The organism is Phytohabitans aurantiacus, from assembly GCF_027923225.1.
GTDB classification, from domain to species: Bacteria; Actinomycetota; Actinomycetes; order Mycobacteriales; family Micromonosporaceae; genus Phytohabitans; species Phytohabitans aurantiacus.
Window position 1 is genome coordinate 20,158 of the sequence record NZ_BSDI01000055.1, and the last position, 19,052, is coordinate 39,209.

Annotated in this window: 16 protein-coding genes; 9 read left to right on the forward strand and 7 right to left on the reverse strand. The window is 71.1% G+C overall.

All coding sequences use genetic code 11. The features are described from left to right. Positions 1-57: 57 nt before the first annotated feature. Entirely contained in the window at positions 58-1,779 is a 1,722-nt protein-coding gene (locus QMG73_RS36955) for a hypothetical protein (protein ID WP_281903609.1), read from the reverse strand. Between the two features lie 348 nt (positions 1,780-2,127). Further along, positions 2,128-2,679, reverse strand: a complete 552-nt coding sequence (locus tag QMG73_RS36960) for a hypothetical protein (protein ID WP_281903611.1) — start codon at positions 2,677-2,679, stop codon at positions 2,128-2,130. Between the two features lie 18 nt (positions 2,680-2,697). Here QMG73_RS36960 and QMG73_RS36965 point away from each other — a divergent pair, with 18 nt between their 5' ends. Continuing rightward, a complete protein-coding gene (locus QMG73_RS36965; RefSeq protein ID WP_281903612.1) occupies positions 2,698-3,162 on the forward strand; it encodes an ASCH domain-containing protein in 465 nt (154 codons plus the stop codon). Here QMG73_RS36965 and QMG73_RS36970 read toward each other — a convergent pair. Beyond that, positions 3,155-3,622 carry a formylglycine-generating enzyme family protein gene (locus QMG73_RS36970; protein ID WP_281903614.1) on the reverse strand — a complete coding sequence of 156 codons (468 nt, stop codon included), beginning with the start codon at positions 3,620-3,622 and terminating at the stop codon, positions 3,155-3,157. The two genes, QMG73_RS36965 and QMG73_RS36970, sit on opposite strands and share 8 nt — an antisense overlap. Next, the gene (locus tag QMG73_RS36975) at positions 3,526-3,882 is read right to left on the reverse strand and encodes a hypothetical protein (protein ID WP_281903615.1); all 357 of its coding nucleotides are present in this window, start codon (positions 3,880-3,882) and stop codon (positions 3,526-3,528) included. The genes QMG73_RS36970 and QMG73_RS36975 overlap by 97 nt, the downstream gene beginning before the upstream one ends. A gap of 57 nt (positions 3,883-3,939) precedes the next feature. On the opposite strand from QMG73_RS36975, the gene QMG73_RS36980 reads away from it, so the two are divergent. Continuing rightward, positions 3,940-6,687: an AAA domain-containing protein gene (locus tag QMG73_RS36980; protein WP_281903616.1), complete on the forward strand. Its 2,748-nt coding sequence runs from the start codon at positions 3,940-3,942 to the stop codon at positions 6,685-6,687. Between the two features lie 341 nt (positions 6,688-7,028). Here the strand turns inward: QMG73_RS36980 and QMG73_RS36985 are convergent, their stop codons facing one another. After that, a complete protein-coding gene (locus QMG73_RS36985; RefSeq protein ID WP_281903617.1) occupies positions 7,029-8,087 on the reverse strand; it encodes a hypothetical protein in 1,059 nt (352 codons plus the stop codon). 875 nt (positions 8,088-8,962) lie between these two features. On the opposite strand from QMG73_RS36985, the gene QMG73_RS36990 reads away from it, so the two are divergent. The 6 genes from QMG73_RS36990 to QMG73_RS37015 all read left to right on the forward strand — a co-directional run bounded on the left by QMG73_RS36990 (position 8,963) and on the right by QMG73_RS37015 (position 16,155). After that, positions 8,963-10,183: an ROK family transcriptional regulator gene (locus QMG73_RS36990; protein WP_281903618.1), complete on the forward strand. Its 1,221-nt coding sequence runs from the start codon at positions 8,963-8,965 to the stop codon at positions 10,181-10,183. A 245-nt stretch (positions 10,184-10,428) separates the two neighbouring features. Beyond that, entirely contained in the window at positions 10,429-11,250 is an 822-nt protein-coding gene (locus QMG73_RS36995) for a LacI family DNA-binding transcriptional regulator (protein WP_281903620.1), read from the forward strand. Positions 11,251-11,326: 76 nt separating this feature from the next. Next, positions 11,327-12,850: a cellulase family glycosylhydrolase gene (locus tag QMG73_RS37000; RefSeq protein WP_281903621.1), complete on the forward strand. Its 1,524-nt coding sequence runs from the start codon at positions 11,327-11,329 to the stop codon at positions 12,848-12,850. Beyond that, positions 12,847-13,935, forward strand: coding sequence for a cellulose binding domain-containing protein (locus QMG73_RS37005; RefSeq protein ID WP_281903622.1), 1,089 nt, complete (start codon positions 12,847-12,849; stop codon positions 13,933-13,935). Before QMG73_RS37000 ends, QMG73_RS37005 begins: the two co-directional genes overlap by 4 nt. A gap of 37 nt (positions 13,936-13,972) precedes the next feature. Beyond that, a complete protein-coding gene (locus tag QMG73_RS37010) occupies positions 13,973-14,557 on the forward strand; it encodes a TetR/AcrR family transcriptional regulator (RefSeq protein ID WP_281903623.1) in 585 nt (194 codons plus the stop codon). Next, positions 14,554-16,155, forward strand: coding sequence for a CocE/NonD family hydrolase (locus tag QMG73_RS37015; protein WP_281903624.1), 1,602 nt, complete (start codon positions 14,554-14,556; stop codon positions 16,153-16,155). Before QMG73_RS37010 ends, QMG73_RS37015 begins: the two co-directional genes overlap by 4 nt. A 717-nt stretch (positions 16,156-16,872) precedes the next feature. Here the strand turns inward: QMG73_RS37015 and QMG73_RS37020 are convergent. Together QMG73_RS37020 and QMG73_RS37025 are read right to left on the reverse strand one after the other, a co-directional pair. Continuing rightward, the gene (locus QMG73_RS37020; protein WP_281903625.1) at positions 16,873-17,601 is read right to left on the reverse strand and encodes a class I SAM-dependent methyltransferase; all 729 of its coding nucleotides are present in this window, start codon (positions 17,599-17,601) and stop codon (positions 16,873-16,875) included. 49 nt (positions 17,602-17,650) lie between these two features. Beyond that, a complete protein-coding gene (locus tag QMG73_RS37025; RefSeq protein WP_281903627.1) occupies positions 17,651-18,430 on the reverse strand; it encodes a YaaA family protein in 780 nt (259 codons plus the stop codon). A gap of 58 nt (positions 18,431-18,488) precedes the next feature. Here QMG73_RS37025 and QMG73_RS37030 point away from each other — a divergent pair, with 58 nt between their 5' ends. After that, positions 18,489-19,025, forward strand: a complete 537-nt coding sequence (locus QMG73_RS37030) for a hypothetical protein (protein ID WP_281903628.1) — start codon at positions 18,489-18,491, stop codon at positions 19,023-19,025. The last annotated feature ends 27 nt before the right edge of the window (positions 19,026-19,052 follow it).

Below are 19,052 nucleotides of genomic sequence, written 5' to 3' on the forward strand. Positions count from 1 at the left end.
TAAAAAATTGTCCTGACATACGGACGTCATGTACCCGGAATGCCTAGCAAAGGCACGTCATGGAGCGCTCCCGGTGAGGAGGAGTCGCAGATGCGCCGGGACGCGTCCGGTTACGTACAGTAACTGTCCCGTTGCGGCGTCCGTACCGCCGAGGTACCGATATTCCTCTCCGGGCTCGTATGACGGCTCCGCGGCCAGCGCCGGCGTGTCCGGGCCGTCGACCAGCGTCACCGTGATCGCGTGGCCGTCGACTTCGTACCGCGCGGCGCCCGCGTCGAGCTGCCACCGGTCCCCGCCGAGCGGGCGGGCCCCGGTCACCGTGCCGCCCGGCCGGAACGCCAGCTCCAGCACCCAGTCCACGCTCGCTCCGCCGAGGTCGACGTCCAGCTCCACACCCTCGGCGGTGAGCCGCGCCCGCACCATCGTGTCCAGCGTGACTTCGTCAGCGGTACGCCGGCCAAAATCCATCGCGGCGCTGAAGCGGCCTTCGTCCACCAGGTGGTAGTCGCCGGCCGCGTCGTGGTCTTGCCGCGCGAGCGGCTGGTAGTAGGCGGCGCTCACGGTCTCCGCGAGCGTCGCGGTCGTCGCGCCGCCGGCGTCGCGCTGGACGGCGAGGCCGCCGGCGCGGAACGGGCCGAGGCCGAAGAAGGTTCGCGAGAGCCGCACGCTGTCGAGGACCGCCGCCCCCGCGAAGAACCGCAGGAACGTCGGCGAGTTCGCCAGCCCGGACCGGATCCGCCGGTGGCGTGCGTAGTCCGAGCCGCCGAAGACGACCGTCGTGGTCGCGGGCCGGTGGTCGACGAGCAGCCCGGCCGCCCCGAAGAGCCGCTGCCGGGTCCGCGCGGGCTCGGCCGCCGCGGGCAGCGCGAGCGCGGCGTCGGGATGCAGCACCAGGTGCGCGGCGACCTCCGCCGGCATGAGAATCCCCTGCGCAAGGGCGAGGTCCGCGGCCCAGGCCAGGTCCGCGCGCCCGCGCACCCTCGCGACGTGGCGCAGCGGCATGAGGTACGCGGACAGCGTCACCGGGAACCGTTGGTCCTGCCGCCGGGACAGTACGGTCTCCACCGTCCCGTCCGGCAGCAGCAGGTCGAGCGTGGCGTCCAGGTTCCGCTCGACGGCGTCGACGAGTTCCGGCCGGTCGAAGATTTCGGCGATGGCGAGCAGCGACGGGTTCGAGACGAAGGCGGCATAGTTGGCGCTGCGCTCGGAGTACAGGCCGTCGCCGTCGATGTCGACGCCCTCGGCCAGCCACTGCTCGACCCGGCTCGCCAGCTCCGGCCGCGCCGCCTCGGGCGCGACCCGAAACAGCCTGGCCAGAGCCGCCGACAGCTCCCAGCGATGATTGGGCGTGTGCACGCCGCCACTGACCAGCCCGGGCGTGGCGGCCGCGAGCAAGTGCTCGAGCTCCTTGGCGAGCGGATGCGCCGACCCTTCCGCGCGCCGCAGCATGAGCAGCGAGTCAGCGAGATCGTTGACACTGAACGCCGAGTCGGGCGGCGAGTCCACGTTGTCGCCGCCGGTGAAGAGCCCGCTCGGCCCCTGAAGCTCCCGCAGGTGCCCGGCGAGGCGGACGCCGTGATCGAGCAGATCCGCGCCGCCCGCGTACCCGGCCGCACCGCACGCCGCCGCGACCAGTACCTTTATCCGCTCGGCGAGGTGGCGATGCTGCAGGCCGCGCCACGCGTCCCCCGCGCCCTCCTCGACGACCGCGTCCACCCGCGCGGCAAGCGCCTGACGCACCTGGCCGACGAAGTGGGCGTCGATATCGGCTTTCGCCATGTTTAGGCCTTTCGGGTGGTTCGCGGGGAAAAGCACTTCCGCGACACTCTAGCCACCGATCCTGTGCCCTTCACCAGGACCCAACCAACACGCGACCCCCCTCACCCCCGCCGTCCCCGGTCCGCCGGGCCGGTCCGCGCTCCGCCCCCCGCCGCCGGCCGCCCGCCGCGCGCGCCGCCCGCCCGTTCCGCCGCGGGCGCCGCCCGCCCCTTCCCCGCCGATCAAGGACGAATGCACGTGGTTTGATCGCTTTTTCGCGTGCATTTGCCCTTGATCCATGCGATTGGCCTTGATCGGCGGCCCGCCGGCGCCGCGCTCTCACCGCACCTGGCGGCGCGCTTGGCCTGCTCAGCCGTCGTGGCGTCGCGAGCGGTCGGCAGCCCACTCGTCGCGACGGGCCCAGCCGTACCTGCGCAGCTCCGCACGATCGAAGCGCAGCCTCATGAGAACGCCGGGGGAGTACGGCGCCGGTTCGTAGCCACCCTGCGCCGCCAGCCGTTCGGCCCGGACGACCAGGTCTTCCACGTCGCCGGGCATGAACCGCAGCTCGCGTGCCGCCGCCAAGATCACCGCGTAGTAGGCGGCCGTGAGGGCTCGCGGATCGATGGACTCGCCCGGCCCTTCCACCTCCAGCTCGATGACCTGGACGATCTGTTCGGCGGTGACCTTCTCCAGGACCAGGGGCAGGCCGGCCGCTTGTTCGGCGAAGGCGCGGATCTCGGCGGGCCCGAAACGGCCCTGGCACAGGCGGCCGAGTACCGCCGAGAAGAGTCCATACAGGACCGCCGCCAGCGCCTTGGGTTCGGCGCACGCGGGGGCACGCAGCTGTCGTAGCAGCTTCCGGTCGCCGAGCAGCATCGCCCGCAAGAAGTATCCAGGCGCCGTCGTCACCCCGGCCACGCCCCGCACTATAGGAGGGTGACGGAAGCGGAGCGGTTGTGGAACGAGTACCGGCGGGCGACCGGCGTCGACGCCGCGCTGGTCGGTTCGTTCGCTTTCGGGGACTCGCCGGCCCTCGCCGACGAGCTGGCGGCGCTGGTTCGGCACGGTCCCAAGCGCGCCACCGCCGGCCTGGTTCTCGAGTTCGAGCGTGACGGCGAGCCGATACCGCGTCCGGGTGACCACTGGGTGGTGCTCGGCGGGGACGGTGAGCCGGTATGCGTCATTCGTACCACCGGCGTCGAGATCAAGCCGCTCGATCAGGTGGACGCGGCGTTCGCGTGGGACGAGGGTGAGGGTGACCGGAGCCTCGCCTACTGGGAGGACGCGCACCGCCGGTACTTCACGCGCGTCTGCGAGAACGTTGGCGTTCCGTTCGCGGCGAATCTGCCCACCGTGTTCGAGCGCTTCGAGCTGGTATGGCCGCTCGATCAGGTCAGATGACCGGGCGAATAGACGTGAACATGTCCTGCCGGCCGCGCGACGCGGACAGCGCCAGCAGCCACTCGCCGCAGTCCTGCCACGGGCTGAGGTCGACGGCGCCGCCGCGTACGACGAGTGGTGCGTCCGCTGGAGCCGGCTCGGCGTATCCGATTCCGTACCGGTCGGCGCAGAGTTCGGTCAGCGAACCCATCGCCGCCAGCCCAAACGCGTTTTCGCTGGCGGCCACCTCGGCCTCGGCACCGAACCGGCCGAGCAGGTCCTCCTCGGTCGGCGCCTCGTCACCGCGCCAGGTCAACGTCGTCGTGCCGGCCCGCGCCGCGTACTCCCACTCGGCCTCGGTGGGGAGCCGGAAAGGCAGCGCCTTCAGCAGCGCGCCGAGCCACTCGTCCTCCAGGCGGCGGCCGTGTGCTCGTCGTCGTCCTCGCCGTCGGCGTAGTCGTCTTCGTAGTCGGGCAACCAATGCCGTACCTGCGCGATCGTCAGCGGGTGGCGTGCCATCAGGAACGGCTCGACCGTGACAGTCCGGGTTGGACGCATGCGGTGTGCGTCGCCCAAAAGCAATGCCGCGTCATCGTAGGCGGAGAGCGTCGCCATCTCCGCGTCCGATAGGCCCATCCGGTACCTGCCGACAGGCACCCGCCGGAACAGCACCCCGGACCCGTCGTGCCGCCACGCCGGCCGCCCGGCCACCATCGTCTCGGTCAGCCCATCGAAGTTCACCGCAGGAGGCTACCGGAACCCGGTGCTGTGGCGCCCATCAGGCAGAATCTGCTGGCGATGGAGGTTGCGAAGATCCTCGCCGCGCTCGCCGACCTGGCACCGGCCGGCGGTGAGCGGGTGCTGGACGTGTCCGGGGGCGGGCGGCCGCTGGTGTGGCTGGCCGAGCCGGACCGGGCGCCACGCAACACCCGCGTCGACCGGCTGGCGGCGCTCGACGCGCTGCGCCGCGACGAGCGGGTCCTGCGTCTGGGGTGGACATTCGTGGTCGGCGGCGCCGAGGTTGGTGGGGCGCGCCGCAAGGTGAGGCTGCCGCTTCTCGCCCAACCGGTGCGGCTGGAGTGGGGCCTGCGCGGGTACCGGGTGGTGCCGGCCGGCGACCTCGAACTGACCCCGCTCATCGAAGACCGAGCCGTCGCGGCGGGACTGGAGGCGGCGCCGGGGCTGGCGAGTACCGGGTGGTTGGGCGCGACCGGAACTGTGGCCTGGGTGAAGGCCGCGGCGGCCGCTGCCGGGCTGGCGGTCGGTGAGGTGCTGGCGCAGGCACCCAAGCGCGCCGACGACACCGTTCTCGTCGGGGTGACCGCCCCGGCTCTGTTCGTGACCCGCGACGTGGTGGCGACCGGGCTGCGGGACACCCTACTGGCGTGGGCGGCCCACCCGGACCTGAACAGTACCGCGCTCAGCCACGTGTACGGCGACCGTCCACACGAGACGTCCCTAGTGGACGGTGACAAACCGCTGTCGCCGTTGCCGCTCAACGCCGCGCAGCGCGAGGTGGTCCGCCGCACGCGGGTGGAGCCGGTGGTAGTGGCGGGCGGCCCACCTGGTGGCGGCAAGAGTCACGCGGCGGTCGCGGCGGCGCTGGACGTGGTCGACCGGGGCGGTTCGGTGCTGGTGGCCACACAGTCGGTACACGCGGCGGACGTGCTCGCGGACCTGGTGCGCCGATACGATGGTCCGGCGCCGGTACTGTTCGGCGACAGTGAGCGCCGCGCGGACCTCGCCGCCGACCTGAGCCGGGGTGCGGAGGCGGGAGCCGACGCCGAACGCGTGCGTGCCATCGCCGCGGCCGTGGAGGCGGCCGTCGCACCGGTCACGTCGATCCGGGCCGGCATCGCCGCCGCGCTCGACACCGAACGGCGAGCCGCCGAACTGCCCCGCTGGCAGCCGGCGATCCCGGCGCTCCAAGGCGACGCGCCCGGGGCGTTCACAGTGGACGCCGACCACGCGTCGGCCGGCCATCTCCTGGAAGCCGCCACCGCTACGGATGGCGGATGGTGGCGGCGCTGGCGCCGGAGGCGCACGGAGAAACGGCTGCGGCGGATTTTCGGCGCGGCGCCGACGGTACCCCATGAAAGGCTGCGGGCGGCTCTCGACGCCGCGGTTGCCGCGCGGGCCGCAGCGCGACTGGCCGTTGGTGGTGGCACCGATCTGGCGCCCGCGTGGCGGGCCCTCGCCGACGGCGACGCCGCGCTGGCCGCCGCGGTCGGCGCGGCGATGCGGCGCCGGGCCACGAGTTCCGCGCGATGGAACGCGGCCGCGCGGCGCAGCGCCACCGCTTTGGGCGCCGCGCTACGGGCCGGGCGCAACCGCCGCCGCGAGATGCTCACCGCCCTCGACGGACCGGCATTGGTGCGCGCACTTCCACTGTGGATCGGCACGGTGACCGATGTGGACGATCTGCTCCCGCCGGCGCCCGGCATGTTCGACCTCGTGGTGCTCGACGAGGCGGCCCACATCGACCAGCTACGCGCGGCACCGGTGCTGGCGCGGGCGAAACGGGCTCTGGTGATCGGTGACCCGCGGCAACTGCGGTTCGTGTCCTTTGTGGCCGATGTGGAGGTTGCCGGAACGCTGCGCCAGCACGGTTTGGAGCACCTGGCAGACCGGCTCGATGTGCGGCGGGCGAGCGCGTTCGACGTGGCGGCCGGCGCGGCGGCGGTAACGTGGCTGGGTGAGCACTACCGGTGTGCGCCGCACCTGATCGGCTTTTCGGCGCGGCGTTTCTACTCCGACCGCCTCGAATTGGTCACGCGGCACCCCCGCAATGAGCTCACCGACCTCATCGAGCTGGTGCGCGTGCCCGGCTCGCGCGTCGACGACGGCGTAAACCGCGCCGAGGTCGACGCGGTGCTCGACGAGGTACGGCGGCTGGCCGAAGCGCCGCCGGAGGGCGGGATCGGTGTCATCACACCGTTTCGGGCGCAGGCCGACGCGATCGAGTCAGCTCTGTTGAGCGCTTTTTCCGTTGAGGAGATTCAGAAGCTGGGCCTGCGCTCGGGCACCGTCCACGGCTTCCAGGGCAGCGAAGCCGACGTGGTCATCGCGTCACTCGGCCTGGTGGATGGCGATTCTGCGTCACGGCACCGGTTCGCCGCGGACCCGAACCTGTTCAACGTCATGGTCACGCGCGCACGCCACCACATGACGGTCGTAACATCGCTAACATCGCCGCAGGGCCTGCTCGGCGACTACTTCCAGCACGCCGAGCAGCCGGGACGCTCCGCGCCCGGTCAAGGCCAGGCGCCGAGCGAGTGGGCGACGGCGCTCGCCCGCGAGCTGCGACGCGCCGGGGTCCAGGTCCGGTTCGGGTACCCGGTGGGGCGCTGGCGGATCGACCTGTGCGCGGGCGAGGGTGAGGGCGCGGTCGGGCTGATCTGCGCGGTGCACCCCGATGGGGTCGACGCGCACATCGAGCGGCAGCGCACCCTGACCCGCGCCGGTTGGCGCCTGTACGACGCGTTCGCCAGCCGCTGGGCCGGCGACCCAGTCCGCGCCGCCCTCGACCTAACCTCTTCCCCATAACCCCCCGCACCCACGCGCTGGGCGCCCCGCGCCCCACGCGCGCCGCGCGCGCCCTGCGCCGCGCTCCCGCGCCCGTGCGCCGCGCGCCCCGCGCCCGTGCCACTGCGCCGCGCGCCCCGCGCGCCCCCTTCCGTCGATCAAGGGCGAATGCACGCGGTTCGATCTCTTTTCCGCGTATATTCGCCCTTGATCCATGCGAATGCCCTTGATCGACGCCGTTGAGTGAGGGCCAAGGCCGGCCTCTCCTACCGGCGATAGGCCCGCTGCCCGGGATCGGGCGATCTGGTCGCCGGAAGGGCGACCAGATCGCCGCCACCCAGACTGTGAGCGGCCCAGCTGGTCTAGAACTCGGAGTTGTAGCTCGTGAACGAGCCGGTGTCGACGCGGGCACCGGCCGCCGTGAAGCAGGTGACGTTGCGCACGAGCACGGTCGTGCCGTTGTATCCCCAGAATGTCAGCAGGTTGCAGAACTCACCGGTGTGCCCCATCGCGGTGACCTGCACCGTGTCGGGGCGCTGCGCCAAGCCACGGAAGGCGACGAGCGTCATCCCCGGACCTGCGGACGCGACGGCGTTGACGCCTGTGCCGAAGATCGAGTTGAAGTTCGTCGGAGGCGGTCCGAGGTTGGGCACCGGTGGCGGCGGCGCGTTCCAGACGTACCCGAAGTACTTCGGCGGGTACGCCGAGCCGAACAGCGACCGCTCCAGCTGGTAGGTCAGGTTGAAACCGGTCTTCAGCTTCGCGCCGGCACCGTCGAAGCAGAACACCAGCACGTCCACCGACGCCGGGTTCGACGCCCACTTGGCTACCTCGCAGTGTGCCCCGACGCTCGAGTTGACTGCTGTGAGCTGGAGGCTGCCGTCGAACGGTCCGGGTGAGCCCAGCGCGGGGAAGCGCACCAGGTATTCGCCCGGTCCGCCGGTTGCCGAGACGACATTGCCGCTGCCGAGCGCGGAGTTGTACTCGCTCACGATGCCACCCGAGGGGTCCGCGTGGACGTACCCGTAGTGTCCGGGTATGCCGTCCGGCGGCGAGCTGCTCGTGAAGACCGCCGTGAATGGCGTATCGATGCCGACGCCACCCGGCCGGTAGCAGCCGATGTAGGCGATCTCGTCGACGCCGGAGAAGCCCCACTTCAACGCCTGGCACCATATTGGACGCTCGTTGATGGCGGTGACGTGGACAACGCCGCCCTTCGCGGCCTGGCCCGGGAAGACGACCTTGTAGAAGCCGCCGCCTCCGGCAGATACAGCGGTGGCGGGCGGCCACGTGCCGGACGGTACTACAGCGGCGCCGTTCCACAGGACGAAGCCGTGCGCGTCGGGCACCGCCGCCTGTGCCGGCGCCGCGACGCCGACCGCGCCGGCCACCGCGAGGGCGAGCCCAGCGGCGGCGGCCATTATTCTGCGCTGAATTCCCATATCGCTCCTTTGTGGTCTGGGATGGGATCTCAGATCAGGATCCAATGACGTTCGCGGATGTGACCAGTGCGGTAGCGGAGGCTGGCATGACCGGTTGACGACGTATCTGTTGGCGTTGCTGGTCCCTCAGGGAGCGCTGCGATCCGTGTCTGACATGGGTCGCGCGCGATCCACGCAGCAATGTGGACATGCTGCGTCCATGGCTGGCGGCAGACCATGCCGTCAACGTCGTCGCCGACATAGCGGCGCTACGGGTTGAGCTCGCCGGCCCGGACGATCCCGGCGACGATCCGCGGCCACAGTCACGGCGCCGATCAAGGGCGCAACGTCGTTGAGCCAAGGGGCTTTGACGCCGCGTCAAGCCCGACCACCGCGGCCCGGCGCCGCTAGTTGCCGCCGCCCGACCGGATCGTCCCGATCCGCGCAGCGGGCCTCTCGAGCTGTGAACGTTTGTTGCTGCTCCCGCAGCAACAAACGTTCACAGCTCGTCGCGGGCGGCGACCACGACGTCCGACCCGAGCGCTCACCCCAACAGCGTCGATCAAGGGCAATCGCATCGATCAAGGGCAAACGCACGCGGAAAAGAGATCAAACCGCGTGCATATGCCCTTGATCGGCGATGCAGGCGGGCCCAGCACGTGCATATGCCCTTGATCGGCGGCAGCGGAGGGCCGCCGCGCGAGCGAGCCGCGGGATGCCGGCGGTGGCGGAGGGGCGCGGTGCGCGAGCGGGCCGCGGAGGCCGCAGCGTGGAGGGCGTGGGAGGGCGTGAGGGCGGGAGATGGGGGCGCCGGGTGGGTGGGGTTGCTTGTATGCTGGCACGGCCGAACTGGGGACCGGGCCGACAGAGGAGCAGTGAGCAAGCCGCACGCGAGCAGCAAGGCCGCCGTCCTCGACGCCATCCGCGCGGCGGGCACCATCAGCCGGGTCGGGCTGATCAACGCTACTGGCTTCACCGCTCCCACGATCTCCACGCTCGTGCGCAAGCTGATCAACGAAGGCCTCGTCGTCGAGACTGGGCATGCGGAGTCGACGGGCGGCAAGCGTCGGGTGCTGCTTCAGCTTGATCATGCGTCGCGGTATGCGGTGGGTGTGCATCTCGACGATGGCACCATGACGTACGCGCTGACCAATCTCGGCGGTGTCGCCGTCGCCCGGATCGCCCGGCCGGGTCCCGGTGCGGAGGAGCCCGCGGCCGTCGTCGCACGGATGGCGGGGGAGATCGGTGCGCTGATCGACGGTGTCGGCGTCGAGCGCGACCGGGTACTCGGCGCCGGCCTCGTGTTTCCGGGACCGCGCACCACCCCGTCGCCGCGGCGGTGGGAGGGCTTCCCGCTCGGGCCGGCTCTGGAGCGGGCGACCGGGCTGCCGGTGGTGCTCGACAACGACGCGACCGCGGCTGCGCTGGGGGAGCAGTGGGCCGGCGGGTTCGGCACCGCGACGGCCGCGGCCGCGCTCTACATGGGCACCGGGATCGGCGCCGGCCTGGTCATCAACGGCATAACCTACCGGGGGCCCAGCGGCAACGCCGGCGAACTGGGCCACGTGTGCGTGCATGCGGACGGCCCCGACTGCTGGTGCGGCGCGCGCGGCTGCCTGGAGGTCGTGGCCGGTCCGGATGCGGTGGTGGCGGCCGCGCGCGCCGATCGGGCGGTCGCGGAGGCGGTCGGCCTGCGCGACGGCGCGAAACGGGCGTCGGTCGCTGGCGACTTCGCCGCGATCAGCCGCGCCGCGCGCCGCGGCGAGCCGCGGGCACTGTCCATGTTGGAGAGTTCCGCGCGCTATGTTGCCACGGCAGCACGCACCCTTGCCAACCTCATGGATTTAGAGGTACTGGTGCTGACGGGCCCGAGTTTCGCGGTCGCCGGTTCGGTGTATCTGCCGGTGGTGCGGGAGGAGCTGCGCGCCTTCTTCTCGCGCTCCGCGCACGCCGTCGATGTGCGGTTGTCGCGGTCTGCCGCGTCGGCGTCCGCGATCGGAGCCGCCGCGCTGGTGCTGGAGTCCGAACTGGTGCCGCTCAGCCACGGCCTGCGCCTGCCCGAAAACCTCGACTCGGAGCCCGAGCCCGCCGCCTAGAAAACAAAGACCATTTCGAGCTGCCGCGACGTCCGCCGTGCGCCATACCGTCGCTCCCGCGGCCTCACCCACCGAGTTCCCACGACCAACCCCCGGGGTGTTTCCTCCAGGGAAGCAGAGCGGTGGGTCTTGGCCGTGGCGCGGGACTGGGTGGGTCGTGAACCGCGGAGGGTGAGGCCGCGGGAGCGACGGTCTCGCCCGCGGCGGACGTCGCGGTAGCTCAAATGGCGTGGGAAGGTGTGCGGATGACAGGGACCAGCGCGGTCGGCCTCGTGCTGGCGCGGCCGCCGCGGCTGCTCGGCGCCGAGCCGTTCTTCATGGAGTTTATCGCCGGCATCGAGGAGCGGCTGGCCGAGCGGGGGCGGTCGGTGCTGCTGCATGTGGTCGCCGACCACGCCGCCGAGATCGCCGCCTACCGGCGGTGGGCCGGGCACCGGCTCGTCGACGCGGTCATCCTCGTCAACCGGACCGTCGACGACGCCCGCCCGGCGGTGTTGCGCGAGTTGGGCCTGCCCGTGGTGGTGGCGGGGGAGCCGGTCGAGGGCGCGCCGGCGGTGCGGCGGGACGACGTCGGTTCGGTGCGCGCCGCGCTGACCCACCTGGCCGGCCTCGGGCATCGCCGGATCGCGCGCGTCAGCGGGCCGAGCACGCTCGTGCACACCCGGGTCCGCACGGCCGCGTTGCTGGAGGCGGCAGGCGCGGCCGGTGTCGAGGCGGTCGTGGTGGAGGGCGACTACTCGGAGGAGTCGGGCGCGAAGCTGACCGCGCAGCTGCTGGGGCGGGCCGAGGCGCCGAGCGCGATCGTGTACGACAACGATCTCATGGCCGTGGCGGGCCTGCACGCGGCCAAGGAGCTGGGCCGGCGGGTGCCGCGCGACCTGAGCCTGATCGCCTGGGACGATTCCAGCCTGTGCCGGCTGGCGTCGCCGGCGCTGACGACGATGAGCCTCGACGTGCACCTGTTCGGCGAGTTGGTGGCTGAGTCGGTGGTCAGGCTGGTCGAGGGCGAGCCGGTCGCGGAGCGGTGGTGTCCAACGGAGACGGTGGTGCCACGCGAGACCACTTGACTTAAAGAGGTTAATAAAGAAAGCTCCTGTGCGCGCTCCCATCGATGGTCACCTCTCACTACCGAGGAGATCTGAGATGAAACGTCCGCATGCCCTGCTGGCGTCCGGCATAGCCGGCACGCTCGCGGCGGCTGGGCTGGTGGCGGTCACGCTGCCCGCGTCGGCCGCGGCCGAGGGCTGCACCGTGACGTACGCGGTGCAGAGCCAATGGCCGGGTGGGTTCCAGGGCAACGTGTCCATCACCAACCTGGGCTCCCCGACAACGAGCTGGACCCTGGCGTTCGACTTCCCGGCCGCGGGCCAGCGGGTCACACAGGGCTGGAGCGCGACCTGGACCCAGTCGGGCGCACGCGTCACCGCCGCCAGCATGAACTGGAACGGGTCGCTCGGCACCGGCGCGTCCACGTCGATCGGGTTCGTCGGCGCGTTCAGCGGCACCAATCCGGTGCCGACGGCGTTTTCGGTGAACGGCGTCGCGTGCAACGGGCCGGTGACCACCACGCCTCCGACGACCCCGCCCACCACTCCGCCCACGACGCCACCGACCACCCCGCCGACGTCGCCGCCGCCTGGTGGCGCCGCGCCCGCGCTGCGGGTGAGCGGCAACAAGATCCTGACGGCGGCGAACGCGCAGTACCGGCTGCTCGGCGTCAACCGGTCCAGCGGCGAGTACGCGTGCGTGCAGAGCAAGGGACAGTGGGACTCCGGTCCGGTCGACCAGGCCTCGGTCGACGCGATGAAGACCTGGAAGATCCGTGCCCTGCGCATCCCGCTGAACGAGGACTGCTGGCTGGGCCTGTCCGGCACGCCGAGTGGCGCGGCGTACCAGCAGGGCGTCAAGGACTACGTCAACCTGTTGGTGGCCAACGGGATCAACCCGATCCTCGACCTGCACTGGACCCGCGGCCAGTACACCGGCAACATCTCGGCCTGCGCCGACCTCGCCGCGACGTGCCAGAAGCCGATGCCGAGCATGCAGTACACGCCGCAGTTCTGGACCAGCGTGGCGAACGCCTTCAAGGGCAACAACGCGGTCGTGTTCGACTTGTTCAACGAGCCGTACCCGGACGCCTCCAACAACTGGTCCGACATGCCGGCGGCGTGGCGCTGCCTGCGTGACGGCGGCACCTGCACCGGCATCACGTACGAGGTGGCCGGGATGCAGGACCTGGTCGACGCGGTACGCGCGACGGGCGCCACCAACGTGCTCCTGGTCGCCGGTCTCACGTGGACGAACGACCTCTCGCAGTGGTTGGCGTACAAGCCGAACGACCCGCTGAACAACATCGTGGCGTCGTGGCACTCGTACAACTTCAACGCCTGCATCACGGCGTCCTGTTGGGACAGTCAGATCGGGACGGTCGCCGCTCAGGTGCCGGTACACGCCGGTGAGATCGGCCAGGACACCTGCGCGCACAACTACATCGACCAGGTCATGTCCTGGTTGGACACCAAGGGCCTCGGCTACACGGCGTGGACCTGGAACCCGTGGGGCATCTGCGGAAGCAGCGGCAACGTCCTCATCGAGGACTACGCGGGCACGCCGACGCAGACGTACGGCGCGGGCTTCAAAGCACACCTCCTGGCGGTGAACCCATGAGAAGGCCCATCCTGTACGCGATTCTCGCCGCTCTGGTAGCGGTGCTCGGGCTGGTGGCCGTGCGGCCCGCGGCGGCGGCCGCCCCGGTGCGCATCATGCCGCTCGGTGACTCCATCACGGCTGGCCCCGGCTGCTGGCGCGCCCTGCTCTGGGATCGCTTGCAGCGCGCCGGTTACACGAACATCGACTTTGTGGGCACTCAGCCCGGCGGTGGCTGCTCGGTCGCGCACGACGGCGACCACGAGGGCCACGGCGGCTTCTCCGCCACCGGCATCGCCGACCAGAACCAGCTGCCGCCGTGGCTGTCGGCCACCAACCCCGACATCGTGCTGATGCACCTGGGCACGAACGACATGTGGGGCGGCCACATCCCGCTGGAAAACAAGATCACCGCGATCACCAAGCTGGTCGGGCAGATGCGCGCCAACAACCCCAACATGAAGATCATCGTGGCGCAGATCATCCCGATGGGCGCCAACGCGTGCGCCACCTGCCCGGCTGACGTCATCGCTTTCAACAACCGCATCCCGGGCTGGGCGGCGAGCCTCACCACCGCCCAGTCGCCGATCGTCGTCGTCGACCAGTGGACCGGGTTCAACACGGCCACCGACACCGGCGACGGCGTACACCCCAATGACGCCGGCTTCCAGAAGATGTCCGACCGCTTCTACCCGGTACTGGCGCAGGTCCTGAACGGGGTCATCCCGCCGGGGCCGACCACCTCGCCCACGCCGTCGCCGACCGGCTCCCCGACGCCGGGGCCCACGACGCCGCCACCGTCCGGTGCCTGCACCGCGACCTACAAGGTGGTGTCGCAGTGGACCGGCGGCTTCCAGGGTGAGGTCACCGTCCGCAATGGACGGACCACGTCGTCGTCGGCGTGGACGGCCACGTTCAGCTACGCGAACGGTCAGCAGATCACCCAGTACTGGAACGCCACCGTCACCCAGAGCGGCGCTGCGGTGACCGCCCGAAACCTCAACTGGAACGGCAACCTGGCCGCCGGTGGCACCGCCACCTTCGGCTTCCTCGCCAACTGGAACGGCACCAACGCGGCACCCGCCGTGACCTGCTCCGTTTCTTGACACTTGCAATTTTCTTTACACCTGTCATATTTGGGGTGTGACCAGGGACAGACGCGTACGCCGGTCGCGGTCCGCGCTCATGCGGGCCGCGATCGCCCTGGTGGGCGAGCGGGGCACCTCGAACATCCCGGTCTCCGACATCGCCGACGCCGCCGACGTGAGCCGGCCGCTGCTGTACCAGCACTTCGGCGACCGCGACACCCTGCTGCTCGAAGCCGCGCTCGACCTGGCGCAGACCGATCTTGTCGAGCGCGCGCACAGTGCGGACGAGACGCTGACGGAGCGTGACCGCGTGCTGGCCGCGGCGAGCCACTTCGCGCGGCACCGCGACTTCTACCGGGCCATGCTGACCGGACCGTGCGGGTACGCGCTCACCAAGGCGCTGACCGACCTGCTGAGCCCGTTCAACCGGGCGTGGGCGCGGTGGATGACCCCCGGCGACCCCGCGCCCGAGCTGCTCGACGACCTCGCGCTCTTCCTGACCGGCGGATCAGCCGCCGTCATCAACACCTGGGTGATCGAGGGGCCCGACCCGCTCGACCCGGAGGCGTTCACCGACCGGCTGCTACGGATGCTGCCCGTCGTCACGCGCCGACCGTCCGATAGGGAGTCCCGGCCGTGAACCTCAGCAGTCACCTCTTCCAGCGGTACCTGAAACTCGACCCGCCGCTCACCCGCGATCTGGCCGTCCAGCGCGGGCTGCGGGTGCCGATGCCCGACGGTGTCGAGCTGCTCGCCGACCGCTGGGCGCCGCGAAAGGGCGGCGACGGGCTGCCGACCGCGCTGATCCGCTGCCCGTACGGGCGCGGGCCGATCGCCCTCGCCATGGCCCGGCCGCTGGCCGAACGCGGATACCAGGTGCTGCTGCAGAGCACCCGCGGCGGCTTCGGCTCCGGCGGCGCGTTCGACCCGATGCGGCAGGAGCGCGAAGACGGCCTGGCGACGCTTGACTGGCTGATCAATCAGCCGTGGTGCGGCGAGGCGATCGTGCTGGTCGGCGTCAGCTACATGGGGTACGTCCAGTGGGCGGTCGCCGACGCGCTGCCGCCCCAGGTGAAAGCGATGATCCCGCAGGTGACCGAGTCGGCGCTGTCGCTGGGCTTCCTGCGCCGCGACTCGTTCGAGCTGGAGACGCCATTCGGCTGGGGCGTGCTGACCGCCACCCAGGAGCGCCCACTGGCGCTGTTTCGCCAGCCCCTGCAGACCCGCCGGACCAGGCGCGCGCTGGGTACGCTGCCGCTGTCGGGCAGTGACGTCGCGGCGGTCGGAAACCGCATCGCCTACGTACAGGACATCCTCGCGCACGATGCCGCCGCGCCCCGCTGGGAGGGCATCGACCACCGGCACCGGGTCGCCGCGACGAGCGTGCCGGTCAGCTCCATCGGCGGCTGGTTCGACATCTTCCTGCCCGGCCAGCTGCGCGACTTCCAGATCCTGCAGTCAGCCGGCCGTCCCGCGCGGCTGACCGTCGGCCCGTGGACACACGCGGAGTTCACCAACGTCGGCGTCCAGGAGGCGGTCGAGTTCGGGCTGCCGCTCGCCCGTGGCGAGGAGCCGCCGCCGCGCGACCCGGTGCGGCTGTACGTGATGGGTGAGGAGGCGTGGCGCGGCTTCGACACGTGGCCGCCGGCGGGGTACGCGCCGACCCGCTACCATCTCCAGGCCGAGGGTGGACTGTCCACATCGACTCCCGCCGACGCGGCGCCGGACACGTACCGGTACGACCCGGCCGACCCGACACCCGCCGTGGGCGGCGTACGGATGAGCGACGGTGGCAGAGTCGACAACGGCGCTCTCGAAGCCCGGCCGGATGTGCTGACGTACACGACATCCGTGCTGGAAGAGGACGTCGAGGTGGTGGGTGAGGTGAGTGCGGAGATTTGGTTCAGTTCCAGCCTCCCGCACGCCGACGTCTTCGTGCGACTGTGCGATGTGGACGAACGCGGCCGCTCGACGAACGTGTGTGATGGGCTGGTGAGCGTGGCCGGTGCCGACGAAACCCGGTGCGCGCAGGTGCGCCTGTGGCCGACGGCGTACCGTTTCGGGCGCGGCCACCGCATCCGCGTACAGGTGTCGAGCGGCGCCTTTCCGCGCTACGCCAGGAACCCCGGCACCGGCGAACCCCACGCCACGGCGACGCGGCTGGTCGCCGCGACACAGACCGTCCACCACGACCCGGCCCACCCGTCCGCGATCCTCCTCCCCACCCGCCACCCATAGCGTCCGTCGTGCCGCGCGTCCGCCGTGCCGCGCGTCCGCCGTGCCGCGCGTCCGCCGTGCCGCGCGGCGTCCGCGGCGCGGGCGCTCTCCCGGCGCTGCCGCCAGTCCGGTACGGCGTGTCGCCACGCCCTACACGCCGATCAGGGGCGAATGCACGTGGTTGGATCTCTTTCCGCGTGCATTTGCCCTTGATCCATGCAGATGTCCTTGATCAACGCCGTTGAGTTAGGCGTTGCGGCGCTGTGGCAAGGCTCCGACGCGCACGACCCAGACCCTCGCGGCCCGCGCCACGACCGGCCTATACCCGCCGAACCACCGCTTGACGGCGGTCCGGCTCGCTTCACTCAACGGCGTTGTGCCCTTGATCGGCGCGCCGCCGTGCAGGCGCCCTCGACGCCGCTTCGCGCTCCAGGCCCGCGCGGCAGGTCCGGGCCGGACCTATGCACGCGGACCCAGCACTTTCCGGGTTTTCGTGCGGTCCGAGGCAGGTTGAGGCAGCATCTTCCCCGATATTGCGGCATCCCTCGATCTTGCGGCGCGGCGGCAGGGCGCGGAACGGCCGGCCCTCGCGCCGGGCGCTGGCCGGCGGGCATCGGGGTGCCCGCCGGCGGGCATCGGGGTGCCTGCCGCCCGCCAGCGGGCGCAATGCTGTGCGGGCGGACCGCAGCATCCTCGCGTTGAGCGGGCAGCCGAATCGGGGGAACGGGGCCCTGACGGTTACGGCTTCTCCCAGACTGACACGTGGGAGGTGCTGTCGGCGGCGAAGGGGGAGCGGGACCAGTCGGCCCAGCGTTCGGTTAGGCGCATGCCGGCCAGCTCGCCCATCAAGTCCAATTCGGACGGCCAGATGAATCGTTGCGGCGTGCGGAAGATGTGGCCCTTGCCGCCCGAGACTGTGTAGTGGTGCGACACGAGTAGTTGGGGCACGAGGTCGAACGTGTCAAAGCTGACGCCGTCGTCCGCAACCCGGAACAGTTGGCCCAGCGCGCCGATCGGCAGCCGCCGCAGGTCTGGCACGTACAGCTCGACGACGAACCGGCCACCGGGGCGCAGGTGCCGCGCGGCGTTGCGGAAGCACGCGACCTGCTCGCCTTGCGACAGTAGGTTGCTGATGGAGTTGAATACGACGTAGACGAGGTCGAACACCCCGGGAACGGTTTCGCTGGCCATGTCACCGATGACCACTTCGACGCGGTCGCCACCGGGTTTGCCGCGCAGCACATCGACCATCGCCGGCGAATAGTCTATGCCAGACACTGTCACACCGCGCTCGCCGAGCGGCAGCGCGACGCGTCCGGTGCCGACCGCGAATTCAAGAGCGCGTCCGCCGGGCGCGAGCGCCGCGAGGAAGTCGACCGCCGGCCCCAGCACCTCCGGCGCGTACATGCCAGCCGCCGCCCCGTCGTAGGCCGCCGCGGCTGCCTCGTCCCAGATCTCTGCCGTCACGGGCCGGATCGTGCCACCACGACATGGTTGCCCGCGACCGAATTTGACCTCAGGTGAGCCGGACGGACAGGCCCTTTCCGCCGAACTCCTGGCAGACGAAGGCCGGCTCGCGCGGCGTACTGAGCTTTTCGTCGTACCGGTACCCGATGTCGTCGAACTCGCGGACGGCCGCCTCCTTCACGCGAGCGGTGACAAGCCACCGGGCGAAGGCGCCTCTGGCGATTTTCGCGTGTACGACCACGAACTTCGGCTGCTTCGACTTCGGGTCGACGGTGAGGAATTTCGGCGTCACGACGCGGTCAGGGTCGACGTGCGGCAGGACGGTTTTGCTGTATTCGCCGGCGGCGAGGTTGATTATCCGGCCCGACGCGGGCAGCTGGTCGGCGATCGCGCTGCCCCAGAAGCGGTAGAGATTCGGGTACGCGCCGACCGGCAGCCGGTAACCCATCTCCAACCGGTACGGGCTGATGCCGTCGAACGGTCGCAGGATGCCGTACAGGCCGGACAGGATCCGCAGGTGCTTGTCGGCGTACCGGCGGTCGGCCGCGCTGAACGAGTCGACCTGCAGGCCACTGTAGATGTCGCCGACGAAGGTGGCCGCCGCCGGTGCCTGCTCGGCCGGATCGGTGGTCCACTCGGCGTACTGCTGGCGCGTCCTCGCCGCGAGGTCGGCGGAGACGGTCATGATCCGGCACACCTCGTCGTCGGACAGCTTCCGCAGGTGGGCGATGAGTTCCTCGGCCCGGTCGAGCAGGGCCGGCGTGCCGGTGGGCGCCACACCGGAGGCCGGCGTGCGCATCGTCTTCGAGCTGTGCATCAGGATGATCATCAGGGTTCCATTATGCCGGGTGCGGCGCCCCGAAGCCGGTAGCGGGTACCGTCAGGGGGTGCGCCGGTTTCGGATCTGGGGGCTTGTCACCGCGCTTTTCGTGATCGCCAGCGGTGTGGCGTTGATGGTGCCGATCGTGCGGGGCGCCGCCTCGGCCGGCGATCCGGAGGTCACGGTCACCAAGGAGGTGCGGGGATACACCTGCGCCCAGATCGACTACGACGACTACTGCCAACGGCTCGCCGCCGACCTGGCGCGGCGCGCGCCGGTGCCGGCGGCCGAGATCCAGGCCGCGAAGCCGCTGGCGGACGAGCTTGAGGCGGTTCTCGCCGGTCCCACGTGCCCAGAGACAGAGAAAATGTGCATCGTGGAGACGGTGGCACCGACGGCGGAGACCGTGCGCCGGGCGATCGTCGGCGCGGGATTCCTGGGCCCGATCGTCCGGGATGCCCGCGGCGCCGATCCGGCGCCGCGGGGCGCGATCATGTTCGCGGTACCGGCGGGCGGCGCCTGCCTGGTCGGACACGTGTCGGGCCACTCCTCGTTCGTGCTGGTGGTGGGCCCGCTGCGCGACAGCGGTTGTGCCTACCCGTGACGGCGAGCGGTCAGTCGTCGAGGCAGG

Coding starts and splice junctions, on each gene's coding strand:
- QMG73_RS37000 (WP_281903621.1), top strand. CDS start 11,327: ATGAAACGTCCGCATGCCCTGCTGGCGTCCGGCATAGCCGGCACGCTC.
- QMG73_RS37005 (WP_281903622.1), top strand. CDS start 12,847: ATGAGAAGGCCCATCCTGTACGCGATTCTCGCCGCTCTGGTAGCGGTG.
- QMG73_RS37025 (WP_281903627.1), bottom strand. CDS start 18,430: ATGATCATCCTGATGCACAGCTCGAAGACGATGCGCACGCCGGCCTCC.
- QMG73_RS36985 (WP_281903617.1), bottom strand. CDS start 8,087: ATGGCCGCCGCCGCTGGGCTCGCCCTCGCGGTGGCCGGCGCGGTCGGC.
- QMG73_RS36995 (WP_281903620.1), top strand. CDS start 10,429: ATGACAGGGACCAGCGCGGTCGGCCTCGTGCTGGCGCGGCCGCCGCGG.
- QMG73_RS36980 (WP_281903616.1), top strand. CDS start 3,940: ATGGAGGTTGCGAAGATCCTCGCCGCGCTCGCCGACCTGGCACCGGCC.
- QMG73_RS36955 (WP_281903609.1), bottom strand. CDS start 1,779: ATGGCGAAAGCCGATATCGACGCCCACTTCGTCGGCCAGGTGCGTCAG.